This is a genomic window from Caballeronia sp. RCC_10, from assembly GCF_041360715.1.
In the GTDB taxonomy this organism is placed as follows: domain Bacteria; phylum Pseudomonadota; class Gammaproteobacteria; order Burkholderiales; family Burkholderiaceae; genus Caballeronia; species Caballeronia grimmiae.
Genome location: NZ_JBFUPT010000002.1, coordinates 120,684 through 143,853 on the forward strand (window position 1 = coordinate 120,684; position 23,170 = coordinate 143,853).

Sequence of the window (23,170 nt, forward strand, 5' to 3'; positions counted from 1 at the left end):
CTCCGTTCAGCGTTGTGCGAGGGCATCGCGCGCCATGTCGCGCGCGAGCATAACGACGTCTTCGATATCGGTGAGCGCGTTTCGCTGCACGAGCAGCGCTTCGGCGCAGCGCAGGCAGCGCACTTCGATTTGCGCACGCAGTTCGGCATCGGGAATGCCCGTGATCTCCGCCACCTTCGCCATGCCGACGATGCGCCGGATCATCTTGCAGCCCGCGAAGCCCAGCGTATCCGCGAGCAGCCGCCGCATGAAATGCGCGCGATATGCATCGACCGCGCGGCTATCCGCCGATCCGCCGATGAAAGGCCGGCCGCTGCGGTTTTCGTGATCGCGCCACAGCGCGAGAAACTTCGCGCTGAAGCCGTTCCAGATGCGCGTGGTCTGCTCCAGCAGCCATTCCTGATACGCGACGGGATCGCCCCCATCGAGGCGGCCGTGATAGTCACGCGAGAAATACGCGAGCAAGAGATTCGCGATCAGCGCGCCGATGTCGAAACCCATCGGCCCGTAGAACGCGAACTCCGGATCGATCACATAGGTCTCGCGCTCGTTGACCATGATCGAGCCGGTGTGCAGATCGCCATGCAGCAAGGTCTCCGCATGATTCATGAAGGCCCACTTCATGTCGGCTGCGGCCATGCGCAACGCGTCGCTGGTGCGAAGCCGTTCGAGCGCCGACTTCGGCAACGCCGGACTGTAGACGTTGGACGGATGGTCTTCGAACGGGAACGTGAAGACCAGATCTTCTGTGATCCGGCACAGCTCGGCATTGACCGCGCCGCCCACCGCCTGCTTCTTGATGTCGGGCGCAAGATACAGATCGGAGCCGAAGAACAGCATCTGCGCGAGATACGTCGACAGATGATCGGCCATCAACGGATACGTGACGCCATCCATCAGCCCGTGCCGCAAGATGCGATGCGACGACAGATGCTGCATGACCATCAGAAAGCGTTTGCCATCGGCGTGATAGACCTGCGGCACGTGTTGCGGACACAGCGCGCCGAAGCGGCGCAACGCCGCGACTTCATGGTCCATGCGCTGACACGACAGCGGCCAGTTCTTCCCGACGAGCCGCAGAAACGGCGGCGCCTGCTTGACGACGACGCTGCGCTCCCGCGCCTTCGCATTGGTCACGAAGTACACGAAGTTCAGATTGCCGTCGCCTACTTCGACGACTTCCAGATCGTCGGGATCGCCCAGACGGGCGCGCACCTCGGCGATGCCGCCCAGGTAATCGGCAAGCGCCGACGCGGTGAATGCCTCGAACTCCATCGGTGTCTCCTCCGATGTGTTGCAAAGCGCAAGCCATCGACACGCTTCAGCGACGTTTGCGCACCAGATCGAACTTGAAGATGCTCGTGTTGTAGTAGTCGTTGCTATAGCAAAGCGGCTGGCCGCTCTGATCGAAATCCACTTCGTCCAGCAGCAGAAACAGGCCGAAGCCATCGCCCAGTTCGGGCAGATCGCGCGGCGTGAGAATGGTCGGCTGTATCGACGTATGGGTATGCGACAAACGCCGCCCGGCACGCGCGAACATGCCGAAGAGCGATTCGCCCAGCTCTCCGTCCGCGGCATCGAACAGCGTCTTCGGAATGGTGTCGATGCAGTACGCCGCGATGGCATCGTCCGCGCGGCGCACGCGCTCGATGCGCAGGCATGCGCCGCCCGCCTGAATGCCCAGCTTTTCCGCAAGACTCTCCGACGCCGCGATGGTGTCCATCTGGATCCGGCTCGTCGACGGCACCGCGCCGACGCTCTTGATCATGTCGGTCACGGACATCAGATCATCCAGCCCGCCCTGCAGCTTGAGCGAAATTTGTCTGATGAAGGTGCCCCGGCCCTGCACGCGTTCCAGGAGTCCATGAGAGATCATCTGCGCGACTGCTTCACGCAAGCTCGAACGTCCGACGCCGAGCAGCTCGCACAACTCGATTTCCGTGGGTATCTGGTCACCGGGCTTGAGTTTGCGCTCGCGGATCATCGTGAGGAGCGAGTCCTGAATCTTCTCGCTCATCGAACGTTCGACGCTTAGACGCATGGTGCTCTCGCAAGTGGCCCGGCGTCAAATATACATCAGACGTCTGATGTTCTTGCTAGGACTTTCCCGTAGGCGCGCGACGTCGGAAACGGGCGTTTTTCTTTCGCGGACGCAGCAATTTCCCGAGCGAATCATTGACTCCGCTTGCGTCGCGAGCCTGCCGCAATGCAATAACGAGCGTTGCGTTCGCCGATGACAATGCGCGGTAAAACACACTCAAGCCCCAAGCGCGCGAAATCGTTCGATGTGTAGAATGGGCGCGTCCTGAAGCAAGGGTTCCTCGTGCGCCGATTACAACGCGCCCGGAAAGAGAGCCCATAGCAAGGAAACCTTAAGGAGACGGCAATGTGGTTTGTCGGCAAGAGCGAACTGCTTTCTCTCATCCAGCGACATTGCCTCGATGAGGTCATGCCCGCCTTCAGCGACCATCGCACGCTGCGCAAGAACAGCATCGTTTATCGTCCGGACGAATGCAGCGAGCATGTCTATCTGCTCAAGAGCGGCAGCGTCAGGCTGTATCGGCTGACGGAGGACGGTCAGGAGATCACACTGGCGTTCGTCAAGGCCGGCATGATCTTCGGCGATGGCGACGTGCTCAATCAGGCCAACTATTCGCATCATGCGCAGACGCTTGCGCCGAGCATGGTGTGCTATATCCGCAAGCAGGACTTCAAGAACCTGCTCGCGCGCTATGACGTCATCAATCAGTTCGTGTTGCGCAATCACTATCTGCGCTGGCAGGAAGCGCAGCAGCTGATCGAGAACCTCTCACTGCACGACGTGCGCAAGCGGCTGACCAACATCCTCGTGATGTTCTCGGGACAGGTCGGCACCGCCTGCGACTACGCCGATCATGGCGATGCGATTCTCATCGACTTGCCGATCGCGCAGGACAAGCTCGCGGAATTCATCGGCACGTCGCGCGAATCGGTGAACCGGCACTTCAGCGATCTTCGGGCCGAAGGTCTCGTCGATATGCGCGAACGGAAGATCGTGCTGACGCCGGCATTCGTGTCGCGCTTCATCGGCAAGACGCACGCGCTCGCGGCTGTCTAGGCGCTCTGCGCGAGTGCGCGCCGAACTGCGGCCACGCCGCTTTGCGGACTCGACAGCACCGGCACCGGCAGCGTGCCGAGCGCGGCGAGCAGCCGCGCCATCGACACTTGCGCCAGCACGACCACGTCGACACGATCGGCAAGCTCGATGATCGCGCGCCTCACTATGTCATCGTGGCGTGCGGCGTCTCCCGCAAGCAGCGCCTCGAATGCGCCTTGCGCGATGCATTCGGTCACCTCGATCTCGCGTGCGTGCTCGGCCGCTTTCGTGCGGATGAGACGGACCGTCGGTTCGAGCGTGGTCGACACCGTCGCCACCACGCCGATACGCGCACCGAGCGCGCTCGCTTCCTCCGCCATGGCTTCGTCCACCTTGACGATGGGCGTTCGAATGAGTCCGCGCAGCACATCCGTCGCGTCGCCGACCGACGAGCACGCGTTCAGGATGATGTCCGCGCCCATATCCTGCGCGCTCGACATATAGCTGTAGAGACGCCGGGTCACTTCGGGCGTCAGGCGGCCGGCTGCGCGCACGTCGACGAGCAGACTGTCATCCACGATGTTGACGACACGCGCATCCGGCATCTGTTGCGCGAATTGCGCCTTGAGCGGCTCGACGGTCACGGGTCCGGTATGCACAACGACGATCTTGGTCATGTTTGGCTCAAACGTTGTTCGGTTGAAAATCAGGCCGTGGCAAGCGCCATTACTTTCTCTTGCGATGCTTCAGCGCGGTGCAGCTCACCGCTGATGCGCCCTTCGCGCACGGTCAGAATGCGGTCGCTCACGGCCAGCACTTCCAGCAGATCCGACGAGATCACGATCACGCCGATGCCTTGCGCCGCAAGCCGCGCAATGAGCGCATGCACTTCGGCCTTGGCGCCCACGTCGATGCCGCGCGTCGGTTCATCGACGATCAGCACCTTCGGATTGCGCGCCACCCATTTGGCGATGACGACCTTCTGCTGATTGCCGCCGCTAAGATTTACGACTTTCTGCTCGACGCCGGGCGTCTTGATGCCGAGCATCCGCACGTATTCCATGCAGCTCGAACGCTCGCGCGCATGCTGCACGAACTGAAACGGCGAATAGCGCGAGAGATGCGTGAGACTGAAGTTCTCGCGCACGCTCATGCCGAGCACGAGGCCCTGCGCCTTGCGATCCTCTGTGACGAAGCCGATGCCCGCGCGAATCGCGTCATGCGGATTGCGTATCGCGACCGGAACGCCTTCCATCAAAATCGAACCGGTCGATGGACGCATGCCGAAGATCATCTCCATGATCTCGGTGCGCCCCGAGCCGACCAGCCCCGCAATGCCCAGCACTTCTCCTCGATGCAGCGTGAAGCTGATGTCGCGGATGCGCGCGTCGGCGGCCTTCTTCTGCCTGAGCGTAAGGTTGCGCACTTCGAGCACCCGCTCCTCGCTCGCGTGCGATTGCGGCTCGCCGTATAACTCGCTCAGTTCGCGGTCCACCATCTGGCGCACGAGCGTTTCGCGCGTGACCTGCGCGATCGGCATCGTGCTGACGGTACGGCCATCGCGCAGCACCGTCACGCGATCCGCAAGCTCGAAAATCTCTTCGAGCCGGTGCGAGATGTACACGACCGCAATGCCTCGCTCCCGCAGGCGCTTCACGAGTCCGAGCAGCACGCTCGTCTCGTGATGACTGAGCGATGCGGTCGGCTCGTCCATCACGATGACTTTCGATTGCGCGGACAGCGCTTTCGCAATCTCGATCATCTGCCGCTGGCCGACGCTCAGTTCGCTGACGCGCGTGGCCGGATCGACGTCCATGTCGATCATCTCGAGAACATCGCGCGCCTCGCGATACATGCGCGCCCGATCGATCAGGCCGAAGCGTGTACGCGGCTCCGTCGCGAGGAAGATGTTCTCGCCGATCGTCAGATTTTCGACGACCGCCAGTTCCTGATAGATGATGTTGATGCCGAGCGCACGCGCATGGTTGTTGTCGGCGATCGTCACTTCGCGGCCTTCCACGACGATGACGCCGCCCGGGTCCGGCGCATACACGCCCGTCAGCACCTTCATGAGCGTGCTCTTGCCCGCGCCGTTTTCGCCCGCCAGCGCGAGCACTTCGCCACGGCAAATCTCGAGATCGACGCGGTCTAGCGCCTTCACGCCGGGAAACGTCCTTGAGATGCCGCGCATCGTCAGGAAGGGCTGCGGGCGATCGCCGGCGGACGTCATTTCGTGTAGCTGCCGATGTTGTCCTTCGTCACCACCGTGACGCCGGTATCGATGTCATTCTCCTGCGTCTCCTTGCCCTGGATCTGCGCGACGAGATGCTGAACCGCGAGCGAGCCCATCGTCACCGGACGCTGCACCATGATCCCCTGGATATAGCCTTCTTTCAGGCCCTTGAGCGTATCCGGCAGATCGTCGAAGGCGAGCACCTGGAGCTTGCCCTTCATCGCGCCGAATTCCTTCGTGTTGAGCACCTTCGCTACCGCCGGTCCGCCGACCTGACTCACGCCGAAGATGCCGTTGAGGTTCGGATGCGCGCGCAGCGTCGTCTCCACGACCGATACGCCACGCGCCAGGTCGTCATCCGTGCCTTGCGTCTCGACGATCTTGATGCCCGGATACTTCGCCAAGCCCTTCTTGATGCCCGTGATGCGCTCGTTGAGGTTCACCGCGCCGAGCTGCCCGGTGATGATCGCGACTTCCCCTTTGCCGTTCAATGCGCGTCCCATCGTGTCGGCCATCGTCTCCCCGGCCTGCACGTTGTTCGTGCCGATGTACATCGAGCGGCCGCTCTTGGGCGAATCGGAATCGTACGTCAGCACTTTCACGCCGCTTTGGGCCGCGCGCTTCATCACGCTCTCGACTGACTTCGGCTCGTTCACCGAAATGGCGATGCCGTCCACATGACGCGATATCAGGTCCTCGATGATCTGCACCTGCGTGGAACCCTGCGTGTTCTGCGGCACGACCCATTGATACTTGACGCCGGCCTTGTCCGCGGCGGACTGCGCGCCCTTGTTGCAGTCGTCGAAGAACGGCACGGCCACCTTCGGAATGACCGCCACCGAAATGTCCTTCGCTTCCTTCGCATTTGCTGTGCTACCGAACGCGGCGCACAGTGCAAACATCATGCTCGCGATAATCCTTGGCGTGGTTTTCATGCTTGTCTCCTTATTGGAATGAACAGGAATCAACGTCCCTTGCGGCGCACGCGCCAGATGTCGATGCTGACTGCGATCAGAATCACGCAGCCGGTAATGGCCTGCTGCGCATAGGTATCGATGTTGAGAAGCACCACACCGTTGGTGATGATGCCGGCGAGCGCGGCGCCGATGATCGCGCCTTCGACGCTGCCCGCGCCGCCCGACAGGCTCGCGCCGCCGATAGCCGCCGCCGCGATCACGTCGAGTTCCGCGCCGAAGCCCGAGGCCGGCTCTGCCGATACGAAGCGCGAGAACGCGATGACGCCCGCCATCGACGCAATCAATCCGGACAGCACATACGCTGCAAACTTGACGCGAGCGGTTCGCACGCCCGACAGCCGCGCGGCCACTTCGTTGCCGCCTGTCGCGTAGACATGACGGCCGAAGCGCGTCTGACGCATGACGACGGAGAACACCACGGTCATCGCGAGCAGAATGACGACGGGGAACGGCACGAAGCCGATATAGCCCTGGCCGATGAAGGTGAACGGATCGGGAACGTCCGGCGTGACCGGCACGCCTTTGGTGATGATGTACATCAACCCGCGCCCGATGGACAACGTGCCCAGCGTCGCGATGAAGGGCGGCAACTGAATCCACGTGATCATGATGCCGTTGAAGCTGCCGACGATCACGCCCACGGCAAGCCCCGACAGCACCGCGACGAATGCGGACAGGCCGTGCTGAAACGCGAGCGCGGTTACGAGCGACGACAGGCCCATCACGGAGCCGACCGACAGATCGATGCCGCCCGTGATGATGACGAGCATCATGCCGATCGACATGAGCGCGACCAGCGAGAACGAGCGGAACACGCCCATCAGGTTGTTGGTGGTGAGGAAATACGGCGAGAAGAAGCTGATCAGCAGGCCCACCAGCAACAGCACCGACAGCACGTTCAACTCGCGGATGCGCAGACAGGCGCGCAGGAATTCAATGCCGCGCGGCGATTGCGCCCGCGGCTTGTCTGACGCTTTGTTCGACGATAAGTCGCTCACCGGTCCACCTCCGTTTTTACTGAGGCCGATGATAGGCGCGCGGCAAGCGCGAAATCTGTGACGCGCGTCATAGTCGGATATCGGGGTCGACCCGTAGACGAACACGCACGCCGCTATGACGCGCGTCACAGAAATCGAACGCGAAGCAAGGCTACGATGAGTTCACACAGTGTCGAACTTAAAAGGAGCCACAGCATGACGAAGCGAGTGATTGTGACGGGCGGCAGCGGGCTGGCCGGCAAGTGGGTAGTGGAAGATCTGGTTGCGCACGGCTATGAAGTGCTGAACGTGGACCGCGTGCCGATGGCGAAGGGCACCGCGAGAACGCTCATCACCGACATCACCGATGCGGGACAGGTCTTCAACGCGCTCGCCTCGACCACGACGCCCAAGGAATTCGATGACGACATCGAGCCGAAGCCGATCGACGCCATCGTGCATTTCGCGGCCATTCCGCGCATTCTCGTCACGACGGACAACGAGGTGTTCCGCATCAACGTGATGGGCACCTACAACATTCTCGATGCGGCGTCGAAGCTCGGCATCAAGAAGGTGATCGTCGCGTCGAGCGAGACGACGTATGGCGTGGTGTTCGCGCACCGGCATCGCGATCCCGTGTACTTTCCGCTCGACGAAGAGTATCCCGTCGATCCGATGGACAGCTATGCCACGTCCAAGGTCATCAACGAAGTGACGGCGAAGGCGTTCCATGCGCGCACCGGCGCGGACATCTATTGCTTCCGCATCGGCAACGTGCTCGATCCCGCCGACTACCAGAAATTCCCGACGTGGCTCGCTGACCCCGCGTTGCGCAAGCGCATCGCGTGGAGCTATATCGACGGGCGCGATCTCGCGACGGCGGCGCGTCTCGCCATCGAGAAGGACGGGCTGGGCTTTCAGGTGATGAACGTCGCCGCCGACGACGTGTCTTCCGATCTGCCCACTGCCGAGTTGCTCAAGCGGTTTTATCCGAACGTGCCGGTCAAAAAGGAGTTGGGCGAATTCGAAACGCTGCTCAGTAACGAAAAGCTCAAACGTTCACTCGGCTGGCAGCAGGCGTACAAGTGGCGCGAGCAAGTCGCGAAGTAAGCCACGAAGTAAGCCGCGTTCAGTCCGCACGCCGGCCGGGTGTTGCGATGCGCGCGGCGTCGGGCAGTTCTTCGTCGGGCGATGCCAGCCTGACGACATTCACGATGCCCTGCCGCGCCATCTTCGCGTACGGGCAGAATCGCTCGGTGTTGCGAACCAGCGCACGAGCGAGTTCACGCTCGACGCCCGGCAGATGCACGCAGATATCGGCGGCCAGCATGAAGAGGCCGTCCATTGGATCGCGTGAAAAGCTGATCGTCGCTACGACTGCAGCACCGTTCGTCGTCACGCCTTCTCTCGCCGCCAGAAGAATCAACGCGCCGTGAAAGCACGCTGCGTAGCCGGCGGCGAAAAGCTGTTCCGGATTGGTGCCGCCGCCGGAGCCGCCGAGTTCGGCAGGCAGGCGCAGATGCACGTTCAGGTTGCCGTCATCCGAACGTGCGATGCCTGAAGCGCGGCCGTGCCCGGCGTCGCCGCCCGAGACGGTGACGGACGTCGAATACAGCTCGCGCGGGTCCTGCCCGTGGAACTTGTCGAGCAATGATGTCGGCGGCGGGCGCAAGGAGGCCATGAGTTGGGCTGGCGCTCCGATCAGTGCGCTGCTTCGGCACGGGAGCGGGCGAACCACGCGTCGAACCCGATGCTCCCAAGCCGTGGATCAGCGCCCGGTACGAGCGTGTCGTCGTCCAGTTTCGCTCCGAAGTAGCGGGCCTGAGCGTCCTCGATAGCCTTGCGCGGATCACCGGTTGCAACGAGGTAGCGTCGAACCAGTTCGGTGAGCCGCATCCGCTCGGGGCCCGCCACTTCGACCATGCCATTGAGCGGCGCCGCGAGCGCGTGATCCGCCACGGCCGGCGCGATATCGTCGGATGCGATGGGTTGAATGTCGGCGGGCGAGAGCCGCACCGTATCGCCGTCGGAACCCGCTTGCACGATGCCGCCGATGAACTCGAAGAACTGCGTCGAACGCACGATCGTGTACGGCACGCCCGATTCGCGGATGAGCTTCTCTTGCGCGATCTTTGCGCGAAAGTAGCCGCTTTCGGCCAGCCGGTCGGTGCCGACCACGGACAGCGCAACGTGATGACCGACGCCCGCCGCCCTTTCGGCCGCAGAGAGGTTGCGGCCCGAGGTCTCGAAGAACGCCAGCACCGCTTCGTCTTCGAACGACGGCGAGTTGGCGACATCGACGACGACTTGCGCGCCTGTCAGTACTTCGGCAAGACCTTCGCCCGTGAGGGTATCGACACCCGAAGATGGCGATGCCGCGATGGTTTCGTGACCACGCGCGCGCAGACGACCGACGACCTTCGCGCCGATCAGCCCGCTACCGCCAATGACGACGATTTTCATGATGTTTTCCTCGATGACTTCGAAGCGGCATGGAGCCGCGCCAGCGCCGCGTGATTCGCGCTGCCCTTCTTGCGGACCGTCTTGCGAGCGGCCAACGTACAAGACGGATGGTAGGCGTCGAACGTGCGGTTCAGAAGAGCCGTTCGAGGACTCGCACTGTTGCCGATGCGGCATCAATCGGCTGGCTGGCCAAGTGGCACGGCATCGAGGCAATCGAGATTGAGCGCGCGTATCTGCTCCGTCATGTAATCGACGAACACGCGAATGCGCGCCGGCAAGTGCTTCCGGCTGAGATAGCACAGGTAGTGACCGCTGTCATCGGGCGCATCTTGCGCCAGGCACGTCACGAGGCGTCCGTCGCGCAACGCATCGCAGACCTGAAACGCCGCAAGCTGCGCAAGACCCTGTCCGGCCCGCACCGCTTGCAGGACTAGCTCCGGGCAGTTGAACGTGTGGTACGCGCCCGGCATCACCTTGCAAGGGCGGCCGTCCACCTTGAACTGCCACTCGGCGATTCGCCCGGACGCGGTCCGCAAGTTGATGCAACGATGCGCGCCCAGTTCGGCGACATTGCGCGGCAAGCCGTGTTCGCGGGCATAGTCAGGCGATGCACAGACCAGCAGCTGCATCGGGATAAGCTGCCGTGCAACGATCTGACTGTCTTCGAGGCGGCCATCGCGGAAGGCGACGTCGATCCGATCCGCCGTGAAGTTCACGGGATGATCGTCCAGCACGAGTTCCAGCGATATGTCGGGGTACGCTTCGTGGAATCCGCGCAGAAGCGGCGCGACGATGGCGCGCCCGAAGCACGTCGTCGAACAGATGCGCAGGCGGCCACGGGGCGGGCCGTTTCGCAACTCGCGCATCTCTTCCAGTGCCTGAACGATTCGCTCGACGCCCGGATGGCAATGCTCGTAGAAGAGTTCGCCTTCGCGCGTGAGCGATGTGCTGCGCGTCGTCCTCAGGAAAAGCCGCGCGTCGAGTTGTGCTTCGAGCTTTTGAACGTTACGGCTGACGGCGGATCGGCCGATGCCGAGGCGGTCGCCCGCCTTCGCGAAGCTGCCTTCGCTCGCCACGGCAAGGAAGGCGACCACGCCCGCGTAGCTCGTCGCGAAACTGCTGGCGAGCGAATCATCGCTGGCCGGCGGAGACGGAAGTTGAGTGATTGACATGAGTTTGCCCGTATCGAAGAAAGCACATCCACAAGACGTCCGATACGAGTAAGTTGTGACACCGGCCGCCAATTTTTTCTCTGACGGGCGTGCCGGTGAATCACTGCGTGACTGCGGGCTTCATTTCACCGGTATCAGCACCGGCGCTTTCTCGTCCTTCAGCAACAGAACAAGAAACCTCGCCGGCTTCGTGTCGCTGGCGTTGCGGCCAACCGTATGAACATCGTTCGGGCCTTCATAGAACGTTTGTCCGGGCGTGAGAGTCACTTCCTTGCCTCCCTTGACACCCATTACGATGGAACCCTCCAGCACGTAAATGAACCCGTGCGCGCGATGAACGTGAACGGGATCGACGGCGCCCGGCGGATAATCGACCTTGATCATCAATGCTTCCTTGCCGGGATAGTCAGGCAACGGCTGCTCCATCACCGGCGTGACGACCGCTTCGGGCGCAGCCTGCACGAGCGGCGCGCAAGCCAGCAGCGCAAGGCAAGCGGCTTTCTTCAGTATGGACATGGGGTCCTCCGTTCGCAGCGCACGCTCAGGTCAGGTTGGCTTTCTCGAGTCCGAAAGCCTTGTCGGACGAGCCCGGTTCGGTTCTGAACGCCACGTTCATGCGGTTCCAGCCGTTGATCTCCACCACCTTGAACGTCAGCTCCGACAGCTCCTGTTCGGTGAACTGCGTGCGAACGCGTTCATAGACTTCGTCGGGAACGCCGTGCTCGGGGAGTTTCGTCAGCACTTCGGTCCACGCAAGCGCGGCACGCTCGCGTGCGGAGAACAAGGTCGATTCGCGCCAGATCGCCACATGGTGGAGACGCAATGCGCGCTCGCCGTGAATCGTCGCTTGCTTGACGTGCATGTCCACGCAGAAGCCGCAGCCGTTCATCTGTGACGCCCGCAGCGCGATCAGTTCGGAGACGGATTTCTCGATGCTGCCTTCATGCGTTGCCATGCTGAAGGCGATGAACCGCTTGAAGAGTTCCGGCGATTGTTGCACGTAGTTGATGCGTTGGCTCATGGTTGCTCCAGTCGAAAGTATCGTTCGATGCCTTGTTTCAAGGCACCGGCGCGTCGATATCGCACGGAGACCATCGTAGAGAACGGCGACCGGCTTCGAAAGCCACGGGCGCGGACTCACGCTGTTGATCAGGCCGCAACAAACGTGACGTCACGACGTGCAGCGTCTAGCAACCGCCGAAGGTCGCAGCGAGCCGCACGAGCTTCTCCGGGTTGCGCTGCACCTGAATGCGGACGATGCGTTCGCCGTCCGTCTCGTACGATTGCGCGGATTCGAGCTGACCATCGATGAAGCGCAGAAGCGCCCACTGGCCGTTGAGCACGGCCAGTTCGATGCGCAGCTGGTCCTTGAACCGAAGCTGCGCCGCATAGAACAACTGCGCAATGCGCCGCCCGCCTTCCATCGGCTTCGGGAAGCTCGGCACGCGCCCGCCGCCGTCGCCGATTAGCGTCGCATCGTCGGCGAGCATGCTGTGGATTCCGGCGAAGTCTCCTTTCTGAAGCGCCTCGGCGAACTGCGTCAGCAAGCGCAGATGTATCTCTCGCGGAACGGACAGTCGCGGACGGCTTTCGCGTAGCTGGTTCTTGGCGCGGCTCACCAGCTGGCGGCAGGCCGCCTCGGTCTTTCCCAACGTGGCGGCCACTTCGCCGTAGTCGACGTCGAACACTTCGCGCAGCAGAAACGCGGCGCGGGCCTCGGGCGTCAAACGTTCGAGAAGCATCAGGAACGCCACGGAAATGTCGTCCGCGCGTTCGCGTATCTGTTCGGGGGTATGCGGGGCGTCGGTCGCTTGCGGCTCGGGCAACCAGATGCCCGCATAGTGTTCGCGCTGTACCTTGACCGCGCGCAAGCGGTCGATGGACAGGCGAGTAGTGACAGCGACGAGCCACGCCTCGCCGTTGTCGATTTGCGCGCGATCCGCGCCGTACCAACGCAGCCAGGCGTCCTGCACCACGTCTTCCGCTTCCGCGACCGACGACAGCATCCGATACGCGATGCCCTGAAGACGTGAGCGCAACCGGTCGAATGTGCGCGTCGCATCGTCCACGTTTTCGGGGGAGGAAGTCGGTGAGACGGCTTTCTTCATCGCTCATGGCCCTATGGTTCGACAACGGCATTGCGCGAACGCCGACGCTCGCCCCGGAAGAATAGCAGCGAACCGGAGCCGCTCATGCGCAGACGAGACGCCGAGCGCGCGTTCATTGCCGACTCAGTAATCCCACACCACGGGCACGGAACGAAAGCGATCGCCGTCCTTCGCAATGTGGCAGACGGACGGGAACCCGACATGGGCCGCGGCCAGCAGCGCACCGGTCTCGGCCGCTTCGTCGAGCAGTGCAATACGGACGTCTTTCGCCTTTTCGGGATCGTGCTCGAAGCCGTTCTGCCAATCGGGATGATCGAAATTCACTTCGAAGACCGCGTCGCCGACGAACGTCAGCTTTTCGCCCTTCGATGCGACGTCCACGACGCAGTGCCCCGGCGTATGCCCGCCGGTCACGCGAGCCGACACGCCCGGCGCAACGTTCACCGTCCGGTCGAAGGGCACGACGTTTTCGCCATAGAGCTGCATGAACTTTGCAGCGGCCTTGCGCAGCGCGGGCGGGACCGCTTCCGGCATCACCGTCTTGCTGAAGTCCGGATTCTTCCAGAACGCGACTTCCGCCGCCGCGACGTGAATACGCACATCGGGACGCAGTTTGGCCCTGACGCCGTCGACATTGAGGCCGCCCACGTGATCCATGTGCATATGCGTGATCACGATGTCGGTGAGCGCCGCCAGGTCGATGCCGGCCGATTCGAGGCGTCGCACCGACTGACCTGCGCGCGCGAAGTACTCGAAGCCGTCGCCGACGCCCGAGTCGATCAGGATCAGATGTTCGCCGCTACGAACGAGCGCGACGTTCAGCGCCCAGTCGAACGTGTCGCGCTGCAGGAAGCGGCCGTCGAACCATTCGTTGCGGTCCGCTTCGCTCACGTTGGTGGACATGGTGGAAGTCGGCAGCGGCAGAACGCCATCGCTGATCAGAACCACGTCGACGTCGCCCACGCGCACGGCATAGCGGGAAGACACGAGTTCGCCTGATCCTTCCTTGCCGAGATCGACGGTGACGGGCTGCACATTTCGGCTCGTTTTCATATTCAGTAATCCTCTTCGGTAAGTGCGGCGAAGCGCACGGGTCACGAGTGTTGGCGAACACGATCACGTCTTGCGGCGCGCTTCGTTTTGTCCGCGCCGCGATCGTGTGGCCGATTGTAGTGACGGACCTCGATCGCCAGTAGCGTCCTCGACGCGCACAGGATGTTGTCCGGGCGACAACAATGGCCGACGCATTCAGCGCGTGGCCAGGGGCGGCAACGAAACCGATTGATAACCGTGCGACATCAATCGTTCCGAAAATTGCACTTATCGTTTCGGCCGTCCCGGGACAATATGACGAAAAATACAGTCGACCAGACACCGCGTACTTTCTGCATTTCAGGAGACACCTCGATGCACCCTTCGTCCAGTCTTCCCCCCGGGCATTCAAAGGCCGCCGCGGTTTTCCGCGTCACGGCCGGGAATTTCCTCGAGCAGTTCGACTTCTTTCTGTTTGGCTTCTACGCCACGCAGATCGCCAACGTGTTCTTTCCCGCGCAGAGCGAGTTCGCCTCGTTGATGATGACGTTCGCCGTGTTCGGCGCCGGCTTCCTGATGCGGCCGCTGGGCGCCATCGTGCTGGGCGCTTACATCGACGAAGTGGGCCGCCGCAAGGGTCTCATCGTCACGCTCTCGATCATGGCGAGCGGGACCATCCTCATCGCGTTCGTGCCGGGATACGCAACCATCGGCCTGTTAGCGCCCGCGCTCGTGCTGTTCGGGCGGCTGCTGCAAGGTTTCTCGGCAGGCGCTGAGCTGGGCGGCGTATCGGTGTATCTGGCCGAAATGGCGACGCCGGGCCGCAAAGGCTTCTTCACGAGCTGGCAGTCCGCGAGCCAGCAGGTGGCGATCGTCGTCGCGGCGGGCCTCGGCTTCGCGCTCAATCAATGGCTGAGCGCACCGGCGATCGCCGCGTGGGGCTGGCGCGTGCCGTTCTTCGTCGGCTGCATGATCGTGCCGTTCATCTTCATGCTGCGCCGCAATCTCGAGGAAACGCAGGAGTTCAAGGCGCGCCGGCATCGTCCGGGCACGAAGGAAGTGTTCGCCACGCTCGCTCACAACTGGACCGTCGTCGTCGCCGGCATGATGCTGGTCGCGATGACCACCACCAGCTTCTACCTCATCACGGTCTACGCGCCGACCTTCGGCAAGACGGTGCTGCACCTCAGCACCGCCGACAGCCTGCTCGTGACGTTGTGCGTCGGCGTGTCCAACTTTGTGTGGCTGCCGATCGGCGGCGCGCTGTCCGATCGCATCGGCCGCCGTCCGCTTCTCGTCGGCATGACCGTGCTCGCGATGGCGACCGCGTATCCGGCGCTGTCGCTGCTCGCTCACGCGCCGAGCTTCCTGAACATGCTGTTCGTGCTGCTCTGGCTCTCGTTCATGTACGGCATCTATAACGGTGCGATGGTCGTCGCGCTCACGGAAGTCATGCCGGTGCACGTGCGCGTTGCTGGCTTCTCGCTCGCCTACAGCCTCGCCACGGCGGTGTTCGGAGGTTTCACGCCGGTCATCTCGACGGGACTGATTCATATGACCGGCGACAAGGCCGCGCCCGGCTACTGGATGACGTTTGCCGCAGCCTGTGCGCTACTGGCGACGTTCGCGCTCTATCGTCGCCGCGCAGCGACACTGACTCCGGCGCACTGAAGCGCAATCCCTTCCGCACGCTTCTGGATACACACGACCCTGCACGAATCATGACCATGAGAAAACTGCTTCTGAAACTCGGCGCGGCAACGCTCGTCGCAACATCGGCCGCCGCGTCGAACGTGCAGGCTGCCGACCTGCACGTGATGAGCTCGGGCGGCTTCACTGCGGCATACAAGGTGCTCGGGCCCAAGTTTGCGTCGCAGACGGACAACACGCTCGAGACCGCGCTCGGTCCGTCGATGGGCAAATCGCCCGAAGCGATTCCGAACCGGCTCGGACGCGGCGAGCCTGCGGACGCCGTCATCATGGTCGGCTACGCACTCGACGAGTTGATCAAGGAAGGCAAGGTGATACCCGGATCGCGAGTCGAGCTGGCCGATTCGCGCATCGGCATGGTCGTGCGCGAAGGCGCGGCGAAGCCGGACATCGGCTCGGTCGATGCCCTCAGGCAGACCCTGCTGAGCGCGAAGTCGATCGCCTACTCGGACAGCGCGAGCGGCGTCTATATCGAGCGGGAGCTGTTCAAGAAGCTCGGCATCGAGGATCAGGTAAAGCCGAAAGCGAAGATGATCCCGCGCATTCCGGTGGCGTCGGTGGTGGCGAACGGCGACTACGAGATCGGCTTCCAGCAGGTCAGCGAACTGCTGCCCGTGCAGGGCGCGGCCTTTGCCGGAAAGATTCCCGAGTCTTTGCAGTCCGTGACGCGCTTCGCTGCGGGCATCCCCGTCGGCGCGCAGCATCCGAAGGAAGCGAAGGCGCTGCTCGACTATCTCGCTTCGCCCGATGTGCAAGCGGAAGTGAGATCGACCGGACTGGATTCCGTCGCCGCACACTGACGCGGACTGTCGGCCATGCTCGCCTGAGGCAGCCTTCTCCTTATTCCGGGGCGGCTGGCTCGGCTGCTCCGAGCATCCGCGCGAGACGGCTGCGATCGCACGCGCCTTCCCACATCGAGACGAAGATCACCGCGCACGCGTTGCTGATTACGCTCGTCAGGGCGCGGGCCTCCGACATGAAGCGGTCGATGCCCACCAGCAGCGCCACCCCGGCGACGGGCAAATCGGGAATCACCGTGAGCGTCGCGACGAGCGCGACCAGTCCGCTGCCCGACACGCCCGCCGCGCCCTTCGATGTGAGCAGCATGACGGCAAGCATCGTCGCGATCTGCTGCGCGGAAAGCGGAACATCGCACGCTTGCGCGATGAACAGCGAAGCCAGCGTCAGATAAATTGCGGTGCCGTCCAGATTGAACGAATAGCCCGCTGGCAGCACGAGCCCCACGACGCCCTTGTCGCAACCGAGCGCCTCCAGCTTGCCGATCAGGCGCGGCAGGACCGGTTCAGTCGAAGAGGTCGCGAGAACGATGAGCAGTTCCTCACGCATGTAACGCAGAAGCCGCCAGAGCGCGAAACCGTGCAATCGCGCGAGCAGCGCGAGCACCAGCGCGACGAACAACACGCAAGCTACGTAGAACGACACCATCAGCATGCCGAGCGAGCCGACCGAGCGGATGCCGAAGCGGCCCACCGTGAAAGCCATCGCACCGAATGCGCCGAGCGGGGCCAGCCGCATGATCACGGCGAGCACGCGAAAGAGCGCCTGAGCCACACCGTCGATGAGCGCCAGCACCGGCCGCGCCGCCTTCGGACACCCATTCAGCGCGAAGCCGAAGACAAGCGAGAGGAGCAGCACCGGCAGCACGTCGCCCTTTTCGAAAGCGCCGAGCATCGTCTCCGGGATGACACCCAGCGCGAATTCGACGAGCCCGCGCGTCTGCGCGTGTTTTGTATACGGCGCGAGGATGCCGACATCCAGTTGGCGCACGTCGACATGCATGCCGGCGCCGGGCCGCAGCACGAACGCGGTGACGAGTCCGAACGCGAGCGCGACGGCCGTCAGGAAATAGAACAGCGCCAGCGCCTGAACGATGGTGCGCCCGATCGCCTTCCCGCTTGCAAGCGACGTGATGCCGAGGACGATCGTGCAGAAGACGATCGGGGCGATCATCATTCGCACGAGACCGACGAACGCATCGCTGAGAGGTTTGAGGAGCGCGCCCGCCGACGGCCAGAAGTGGCCGAGGGACATGCCGAGGACCATGGCGAGCAGGACCTGCACGTAGAGCAAGCGAAGCGGTCTCGCCAGCCTCACGATGCGCGCTTCCCTTTGGTCCGCTCGCTCGCCGCCGCGTCATCGCCGGGACCGTCGCCGGGACCATCGCTGCTGACGAATCCATCGCGCTTCGACTCGACAATCGCCCGATGAAACTCCTGTGCCGCCGGTGTCAGCGGCCGCCCGCGCCGTCGCACGATTCCCACGCGCCGCTTCACCACCGGTTCGACCAGCGGCACGCTGGTGAGGATCGGATGATCGCGTCCGGGCATGGCCATCGACGGCACCGCCGCTACACCAAGCCCGGCTTCGACCAGGCCGAGCATGGTCGTGACGTGACGCGTTTCACAGATGCTCGGCGCAGGCGGCGCGACGCCCGAGAGCGCCTGATCGAGCAACAGACGGTTGCCGGAAGTCTTGTCGACCGATACGTATTCGTGTTCGTAGAGCTCGCTCCACGTCACGCGCTTTTTGCGCGCGAGGGGATGGTCACGGCGGCACGCGGCCACGAAGCGCTCCTGCAGCAGCAGCTTGAACTCGACCTCGGGCTCCTGACTGCCCATGAAGCTAACGCCAAAATCAGCCTCGCCGCTGATGACCGCGCCCAGCACCTCGTTCGCGCTCGAATCCAGCAGCTTGACGCGGATGCGCGGAAAGCGGCGATGATAGCTCGCGATGACGCTCGGCAAGAAGTAGTACGCCACCGAAGGCACGCACGCGATATTCACATGCCCCAGGCGGCTCGATGACACATCGCGGATGCCGAGCAGCGCGACGTCGAGATCGTCGAGCAATTGCTCGGCGCTCGGCGCGAACACGCGGCCGACGGTGGTCAGCGTGACGCTGCGGGTCGTGCGCTCGAACAGACGCACGCCGAGCGCTTCCTCGAGCTTTTCGATCCGGCGGCTCAAGGCGGGCTGCGAGATGTTGACTGCCTCCGCCGCCTTTCGAAAGCTCCCCAGTTCGACCACCGCGCGAAACGCCTGCAAATCGTTCAGATCAAAGTTGACGCCCACGGGCCGGTCTCCGCATTCAGATGCCGGGTATTTTGCATGATCCTTCCCGTTCTCCTTCTATACGATGACCGCCGATGTCCGCCGCAGTCCGGTACATTCCTTCAACGAAGGCGAGCCGGACGAGCCTTATCGCGTTCGCGTCGCCCACGAGCGTGGCCCACTGAATCGAGGAACGTCGACATGAATTTCAGGTCCTTGCAGTGCTTCATCATCCTTGCCGAGGAACTGAACTTCAGCCGCGCAGCGGAACGCCTGCATATCGCGCAACCCGCGCTCAGCCAGCAGATTCGCCTGCTCGAAGAGCGCCTTGGCACGCAGCTCGTCGATCGCGCGAGGCGGCCTTTGCGGCTCACCGAAGCCGGTCAGTACTTCTGCACGGAAGCGCGGCAGATTCTCGGCTCGTGGGAGCAGGCGAGCCTTGGCGCGCAGGAAATCGGCATCGGACGACGCGGCTGGCTATCCATCGGCTTCACGCGCTCCGCGATGTACAGCATCCTGCCGCCGGCGCTCAAAGGCTTTCATCACGCTTACCCGGAAGTCGAACTGAAGCTGTTCGAAATGCTCACCGAGGAACAGACCGACGCGCTGCGCGACTTGCGCATCCACGTAGGCATCGGACGGCAGCCGCTCGACATTCCCGGCTGCACGTCTTATCCGCTGCTGCGCGAACATATCGTCGCGGTGCTTGCGCCGGATCATCCGCTGGCGGGCAGGAAGAAAATCCGCATTGCCGAACTCGAAGACACGCCGCTCATCCTGTATCCGAAGCATCACAACGCGCAGTTCAAGCGCACGGTGCAGTCCTTGTATCGCGATGCGGGCGTGACGCCCTTCGTCGCTCATCAGGCCTACGAGATACAGACTGCCATCGCACTCGTCGCGGCAGGACTCGGCGTCACGTTCGTCGGCGAATCGGTGGCGCGTCATGGACGCACCGACGTCGCGTTCCGTCATCTGGCGGGTCCGGGCGCCGCTCAATGGTCGACGCTCGCCGCAACCTTCCGCACGGACGACGACTCGCCGCATCTGCGCGCCTTTCTTGCCTGCCTTCCCCGGCCGCTCGAAAGCGCGACACTATAAGCAAACTTATATGGAAGCATAAAAATCGCGTCTTGGACGCGCGCCTACACGCTTCTTATCATCGGTCTCCATGCTCCGAACCGTCTCGCCCGACGCGCGGCGGTTTCGGGCTTGCGCACGGTGAAAGCCGTTCGCCAGGCAGGGCCGCAGAGCCCTCGCGATTCGACGAAAAAGAACGTGGAGACGGCATGACCTCATTCAACGAAGCGGCAACCATGCGAAAGGTTTACGGGCGGCTCATGCCCCTGCTTTTCGCGATGATGTTCTTCAACTATCTCGACCGCATCAACATCGGCTTCGCGGCTCTCGACATGAACAAGGCGCTCGGCTTTTCGCCCGCCGTGTTCGGCTTCGCCGGCAGCATCTTCTTCGTCGGCTACATGGTGCTCGAAGTGCCGAGCAATCTTTTGCTGCATCGCGTGGGCGCACGCCGCTGGATCGCGCGCATCCTGCTCACGCGGGGCGCGGTTGCCGCCGCCACCGCATTCGTTTTCGACGACAAGAGCTTCTACGTGCTGCGCTTTCTGCTCGGCGTGATGGAAGCGGGTTTCCTGCCGGGCGTCGCGGTGTATCTGACGAAGTGGTTTCCGGTGCGGTATCGCGCTCGCGCGGTGGGCGGCTACATCATCGCGGGATCCTTCTCCGCCGTGCTGGGCGGCCCGATCTCGACCGCGCTGATGACCTATGCCAACGGCGTGCTCGGCCTGCAGGGATGGCAGTGGATGTTCATCCTCGAAGGCATTCCGGCGATGCTGCTCGGCCTCCTCACGCTGCGCATCATGACCGAGCGCCCCGCCGATGCCGACTGGCTCGCCGACGACGAAAAGCAATGGCTCGAAACGACGCTCGCGGCGGAACGCGAAGCGGTCGGCGGCAACACGCATTTTCCGCTGCTGCGCGTGGCGGGCGACCTTCGCGTGTGGAGCCTCGCGTGCCTGTTCGGCTGCGCGCTCGTCGGCATCTACGGCCTCTTTCTGTGGCTTCCGCAGATCGTCAAGAGTCTGGGGCATCTGAGCAATATCGAGGTCGGCTTTCTCTCCGCCGCGCCGCCGCTGCTCGGCGTGCTCGGGACGTTCATCATCAGCCGCAGTTCGGACCGCACCGGCGACCGCAAGAAGCATCTAGCGTTCGTGTACGGGATGAGCGCCGTCGCGATCGCGGGCAGCGCCTATGCGCCGAGTCCCGTCATCGCTTACGCGCTGCTGTGCGTGACGGGCCTCTTCATTTACGCGGGCAATCCGCTGTTCTGGAGCCTCGCGTCATCGTTCAGGACCGGCGCGGCGGGCGCGGCGACCATCGCGCTGATCAATACCATCGCGCAGTTCGGCGGCCTGGTCGGTCCGTGGAGCATCGGCCTCGTGCGCAACGCAACGGGCAGCTTCAAGCTCGCGCTGCTGACGATTGCCGCGTTCCTCGTCGTTGCGACGCTGATCGCGCTCGTCATGCGCGTGAAGCCCGCCGACGACGAAGACGCATCGCTGCCGACGGCCGATCCGGCCGCGCGCACCTGAATCCGCCTACAACGATACGGAAATCCGCATGATCATCGATTGTCACGGTCACTACACGACCTCGCCGCCGCAGCACGAAGCGTGGCGCGCGAAGCAGGTCGCCGCGCTGAAAGACGGCGTCGCGCCGCCGCCGCGTCCCGTCATCACCGACGATGAGATCCGCGAGAGCATCGAAGGCGGCCAGCTTCGCATCCAGCGCGAGCGCGGCACCGACGTCACGATCTTCTCGCCGCGCGCAGCGGGCACGGGGCATCATCTGGCGACGGCCGAAGCCAACGCGGTGTGGTCGGTCGCATGCAACGACCTCGTGCATCGCGTGTGCGCGCTCTTTCCGCGCAATTTCGTCGGCGTCTGCCAGTTGCCGCAAGCGCCGGGCGTCGGGCCGGAAAACTGCATCGCCGAGTTGCGCCGCTGTGTCGAAGAACTCGGCTTCGTCGGCTGCAATCTGAATCCCGATCCTTCGGGCGGCCACTGGTCCGGGCTGCCGCTCACCGACCGCTCGTGGTATCCGCTCTATGAAGCGATGGTCGAGCTGGACGTGCCCGCGATGATTCACGTGTCGTCATCGTGCAATCCAAATTTTCATGCGACCGGCGCGCATTACATCAACGGCGACACGTCCGCGTTCATGCAGTTGTTGCAGGGCGACCTGTTCGCCGATTTCCCGACGCTGCGGTTCATCATTCCGCACGGCGGCGGCGCGGTCCCGTATCACTGGGGGCGTTATCGCGGGCTTGCACAGGACATGAAGCGGCCGCTGCTCACCGAGCACTTGCTGAACAACGTCTTCTTCGATACCTGCGTCTATCACCAGCCCGGCGCGGAACTGCTGGCGAAGGTCATTCCGGCGAAGAACATTCTGTTCGCGTCGGAGACCATCGGCGCGGTGCAGGGCATCGACCCTGAAACCGGCCACTATTTCGACGATACACGCCGCTATATCGATGGCATCGACTGGCTCGGCGACGCCGACCGCCAGCTTATTTTCGAAGGCAACGCGCGCGCGGTGTACGGGCGTCTGTCCGCGCAACTGGCGCGGCAACAATCGACTGAAGGAGCGACGACATGAATCCGGCCGGATGGCGCGAATACGAGTCGGCGACGCAGGCCAGCCCCGCGACGCTTGCGGCGCTGCGCGAGCTTGCCGTATCGCTTCTGAGCGACAACATGGCCCGCGTGAGCGGCACGACCGGGCTGCGCGCGTTTCATCGGCCCAGGCCGATGGCCGGCACCGCCGTCACGGTGCGAACGCGCGGCGGCGACAATCTCGCGATTCATCGCGCGTTCGACTTCTGCCGTCCGGGCGACGTGCTCGTCATCGACGGGGCGGGCGAACTCACGCAGGCGCTGATGGGCGACATCATGGCGAGCTACGCTGCAAGCATCGGCGTTCAGGGGCTGGTCATCGATGGCGCGATCCGCGATGTCGGCGCGCTCAGCCAGCGCGATTTTCCGGTCTACGCACGCGGCGTCACGCATCGCGGGCCGTACAAGCACGGGCCGGGCGAGATCAACGTGCCGGTGTGCGTCAGCGGGATGGTGGTGCATCCGGGCGATATCATCGTCGGCGACGAGGATGGCGTGCTTGCCATCGCGCCGGCGGACGTGGACGCGGTGATCGAAGGTGCGCGCAAGACAGCCGCGAAGGAAGCGCTGGCGCTGCAATCGATCGCGCAAGGACGCTTCGACCGTTCGTGGGTCGCCGTGCAGCGCGATCGCATGCTGAACGGCTGACGGCC

The 23,170-nt window shown here is 63.3% G+C and carries 23 protein-coding genes; 8 read left to right on the plus strand and 15 right to left on the minus strand.

Going from position 1 to position 23,170, the window contains the following annotated elements:
* Positions 1 to 6: 6 nt before the first annotated feature.
* Both mtnK and AB6804_RS05115 read right to left on the minus strand, forming a co-directional pair.
* Positions 7 to 1,275 (minus strand): S-methyl-5-thioribose kinase, encoded by a 1,269-nt coding sequence (gene mtnK / locus AB6804_RS05110; RefSeq protein WP_370885516.1) that lies wholly within the window; start codon positions 1,273 to 1,275, stop codon positions 7 to 9.
* A 46-nt stretch (positions 1,276 to 1,321) separates the two neighbouring features.
* Positions 1,322 to 2,017 (minus strand): GntR family transcriptional regulator, encoded by a 696-nt coding sequence (locus AB6804_RS05115; protein WP_370885517.1) that lies wholly within the window; start codon positions 2,015 to 2,017, stop codon positions 1,322 to 1,324.
* Positions 2,018 to 2,386: 369 nt separating this feature from the next.
* On the opposite strand from AB6804_RS05115, the gene AB6804_RS05120 reads away from it, so the two are divergent.
* Positions 2,387 to 3,097, plus strand: coding sequence for a Crp/Fnr family transcriptional regulator (locus AB6804_RS05120; RefSeq protein ID WP_370885518.1), 711 nt, complete (start codon positions 2,387 to 2,389; stop codon positions 3,095 to 3,097).
* On the opposite strand, the gene AB6804_RS05125 is transcribed toward AB6804_RS05120, so the two are convergent.
* From AB6804_RS05125 to AB6804_RS05140, 4 genes are read right to left on the minus strand one after another with little or no spacing between them, the layout of a single operon-like run.
* On the minus strand, positions 3,094 to 3,753 hold the full coding sequence (locus tag AB6804_RS05125) for an aspartate/glutamate racemase family protein (protein WP_370885519.1): 660 nt from the start codon (positions 3,751 to 3,753) through the stop codon (positions 3,094 to 3,096). The genes AB6804_RS05120 and AB6804_RS05125 overlap by 4 nt on opposite strands.
* A gap of 29 nt (positions 3,754 to 3,782) precedes the next feature.
* Positions 3,783 to 5,306 (minus strand): sugar ABC transporter ATP-binding protein, encoded by a 1,524-nt coding sequence (locus AB6804_RS05130; RefSeq protein ID WP_370885520.1) that lies wholly within the window; start codon positions 5,304 to 5,306, stop codon positions 3,783 to 3,785.
* Positions 5,303 to 6,244, minus strand: a complete 942-nt coding sequence (locus AB6804_RS05135) for a sugar-binding protein (RefSeq protein ID WP_370885521.1) — start codon at positions 6,242 to 6,244, stop codon at positions 5,303 to 5,305. The genes AB6804_RS05130 and AB6804_RS05135 overlap by 4 nt, the downstream gene beginning before the upstream one ends.
* A 29-nt stretch (positions 6,245 to 6,273) precedes the next feature.
* A complete protein-coding gene (locus tag AB6804_RS05140; RefSeq protein ID WP_370885935.1) occupies positions 6,274 to 7,224 on the minus strand; it encodes an ABC transporter permease in 951 nt (316 codons plus the stop codon).
* Between the two features lie 255 nt (positions 7,225 to 7,479).
* Between AB6804_RS05140 and AB6804_RS05145 the strand changes: the two genes are divergently transcribed.
* Positions 7,480 to 8,373 (plus strand): NAD-dependent epimerase/dehydratase family protein, encoded by an 894-nt coding sequence (locus tag AB6804_RS05145; protein ID WP_370885522.1) that lies wholly within the window; start codon positions 7,480 to 7,482, stop codon positions 8,371 to 8,373.
* Between the two features lie 19 nt (positions 8,374 to 8,392).
* Here AB6804_RS05145 and AB6804_RS05150 read toward each other — a convergent pair whose 3' ends face one another.
* The 7 genes from AB6804_RS05150 to AB6804_RS05180 form a co-directional block, all read right to left on the minus strand.
* Positions 8,393 to 8,944 carry an Ohr family peroxiredoxin gene (locus AB6804_RS05150; protein WP_370885523.1) on the minus strand — a complete coding sequence of 184 codons (552 nt, stop codon included), beginning with the start codon at positions 8,942 to 8,944 and terminating at the stop codon, positions 8,393 to 8,395.
* Positions 8,945 to 8,964: 20 nt separating this feature from the next.
* A complete protein-coding gene (locus tag AB6804_RS05155; protein WP_370885524.1) occupies positions 8,965 to 9,726 on the minus strand; it encodes an SDR family oxidoreductase in 762 nt (253 codons plus the stop codon).
* Positions 9,727 to 9,899: 173 nt separating this feature from the next.
* Positions 9,900 to 10,898 carry a LysR family transcriptional regulator gene (locus tag AB6804_RS05160; protein WP_370885525.1) on the minus strand — a complete coding sequence of 333 codons (999 nt, stop codon included), beginning with the start codon at positions 10,896 to 10,898 and terminating at the stop codon, positions 9,900 to 9,902.
* A gap of 120 nt (positions 10,899 to 11,018) precedes the next feature.
* Positions 11,019 to 11,414, minus strand: coding sequence for a cupin domain-containing protein (locus tag AB6804_RS05165; RefSeq protein ID WP_370885526.1), 396 nt, complete (start codon positions 11,412 to 11,414; stop codon positions 11,019 to 11,021).
* A gap of 25 nt (positions 11,415 to 11,439) precedes the next feature.
* Positions 11,440 to 11,919, minus strand: coding sequence for a carboxymuconolactone decarboxylase family protein (locus AB6804_RS05170; protein WP_244796981.1), 480 nt, complete (start codon positions 11,917 to 11,919; stop codon positions 11,440 to 11,442).
* 166 nt (positions 11,920 to 12,085) lie between these two features.
* The gene (locus AB6804_RS05175; protein ID WP_370885527.1) at positions 12,086 to 13,006 is read right to left on the minus strand and encodes an RNA polymerase sigma-70 factor; all 921 of its coding nucleotides are present in this window, start codon (positions 13,004 to 13,006) and stop codon (positions 12,086 to 12,088) included.
* 123 nt (positions 13,007 to 13,129) lie between these two features.
* The gene (locus tag AB6804_RS05180; RefSeq protein ID WP_370885528.1) at positions 13,130 to 14,059 is read right to left on the minus strand and encodes an MBL fold metallo-hydrolase; all 930 of its coding nucleotides are present in this window, start codon (positions 14,057 to 14,059) and stop codon (positions 13,130 to 13,132) included.
* A 354-nt stretch (positions 14,060 to 14,413) separates the two neighbouring features.
* Between AB6804_RS05180 and AB6804_RS05185 the strand changes: the two genes are divergently transcribed.
* A complete protein-coding gene (locus AB6804_RS05185; protein WP_370885529.1) occupies positions 14,414 to 15,709 on the plus strand; it encodes an MFS transporter in 1,296 nt (431 codons plus the stop codon).
* Between the two features lie 56 nt (positions 15,710 to 15,765).
* Positions 15,766 to 16,548, plus strand: coding sequence for a substrate-binding domain-containing protein (locus tag AB6804_RS05190; RefSeq protein ID WP_370885530.1), 783 nt, complete (start codon positions 15,766 to 15,768; stop codon positions 16,546 to 16,548).
* Positions 16,549 to 16,588: 40 nt separating this feature from the next.
* On the opposite strand, the gene dctA is transcribed toward AB6804_RS05190, so the two are convergent.
* Positions 16,589 to 17,863: a C4-dicarboxylate transporter DctA gene (gene dctA / locus AB6804_RS05195; protein WP_370885531.1), complete on the minus strand. Its 1,275-nt coding sequence runs from the start codon at positions 17,861 to 17,863 to the stop codon at positions 16,589 to 16,591.
* Positions 17,860 to 18,840 (minus strand): LysR family transcriptional regulator, encoded by a 981-nt coding sequence (locus AB6804_RS05200; protein WP_370885532.1) that lies wholly within the window; start codon positions 18,838 to 18,840, stop codon positions 17,860 to 17,862. The genes dctA and AB6804_RS05200 overlap by 4 nt, the downstream gene beginning before the upstream one ends.
* Positions 18,841 to 19,020: 180 nt before the next feature.
* On the opposite strand from AB6804_RS05200, the gene AB6804_RS05205 reads away from it, so the two are divergent.
* From AB6804_RS05205 to AB6804_RS05220, 4 genes are all read left to right on the plus strand, one after another.
* On the plus strand, positions 19,021 to 19,920 hold the full coding sequence (locus AB6804_RS05205; protein ID WP_244796974.1) for a LysR family transcriptional regulator: 900 nt from the start codon (positions 19,021 to 19,023) through the stop codon (positions 19,918 to 19,920).
* A 188-nt stretch (positions 19,921 to 20,108) separates the two neighbouring features.
* Positions 20,109 to 21,431: an MFS transporter gene (locus AB6804_RS05210; RefSeq protein WP_370885533.1), complete on the plus strand. Its 1,323-nt coding sequence runs from the start codon at positions 20,109 to 20,111 to the stop codon at positions 21,429 to 21,431.
* 28 nt (positions 21,432 to 21,459) lie between these two features.
* Complete coding sequence (locus AB6804_RS05215; RefSeq protein WP_370885534.1) at positions 21,460 to 22,500, plus strand: amidohydrolase family protein; 1,041 nt, start codon at positions 21,460 to 21,462, stop codon at positions 22,498 to 22,500.
* Positions 22,497 to 23,165 carry an RraA family protein gene (locus tag AB6804_RS05220; RefSeq protein WP_370885535.1) on the plus strand — a complete coding sequence of 223 codons (669 nt, stop codon included), beginning with the start codon at positions 22,497 to 22,499 and terminating at the stop codon, positions 23,163 to 23,165. Before AB6804_RS05215 ends, AB6804_RS05220 begins: the two co-directional genes overlap by 4 nt.
* Positions 23,166 to 23,170 lie beyond the last annotated feature (5 nt).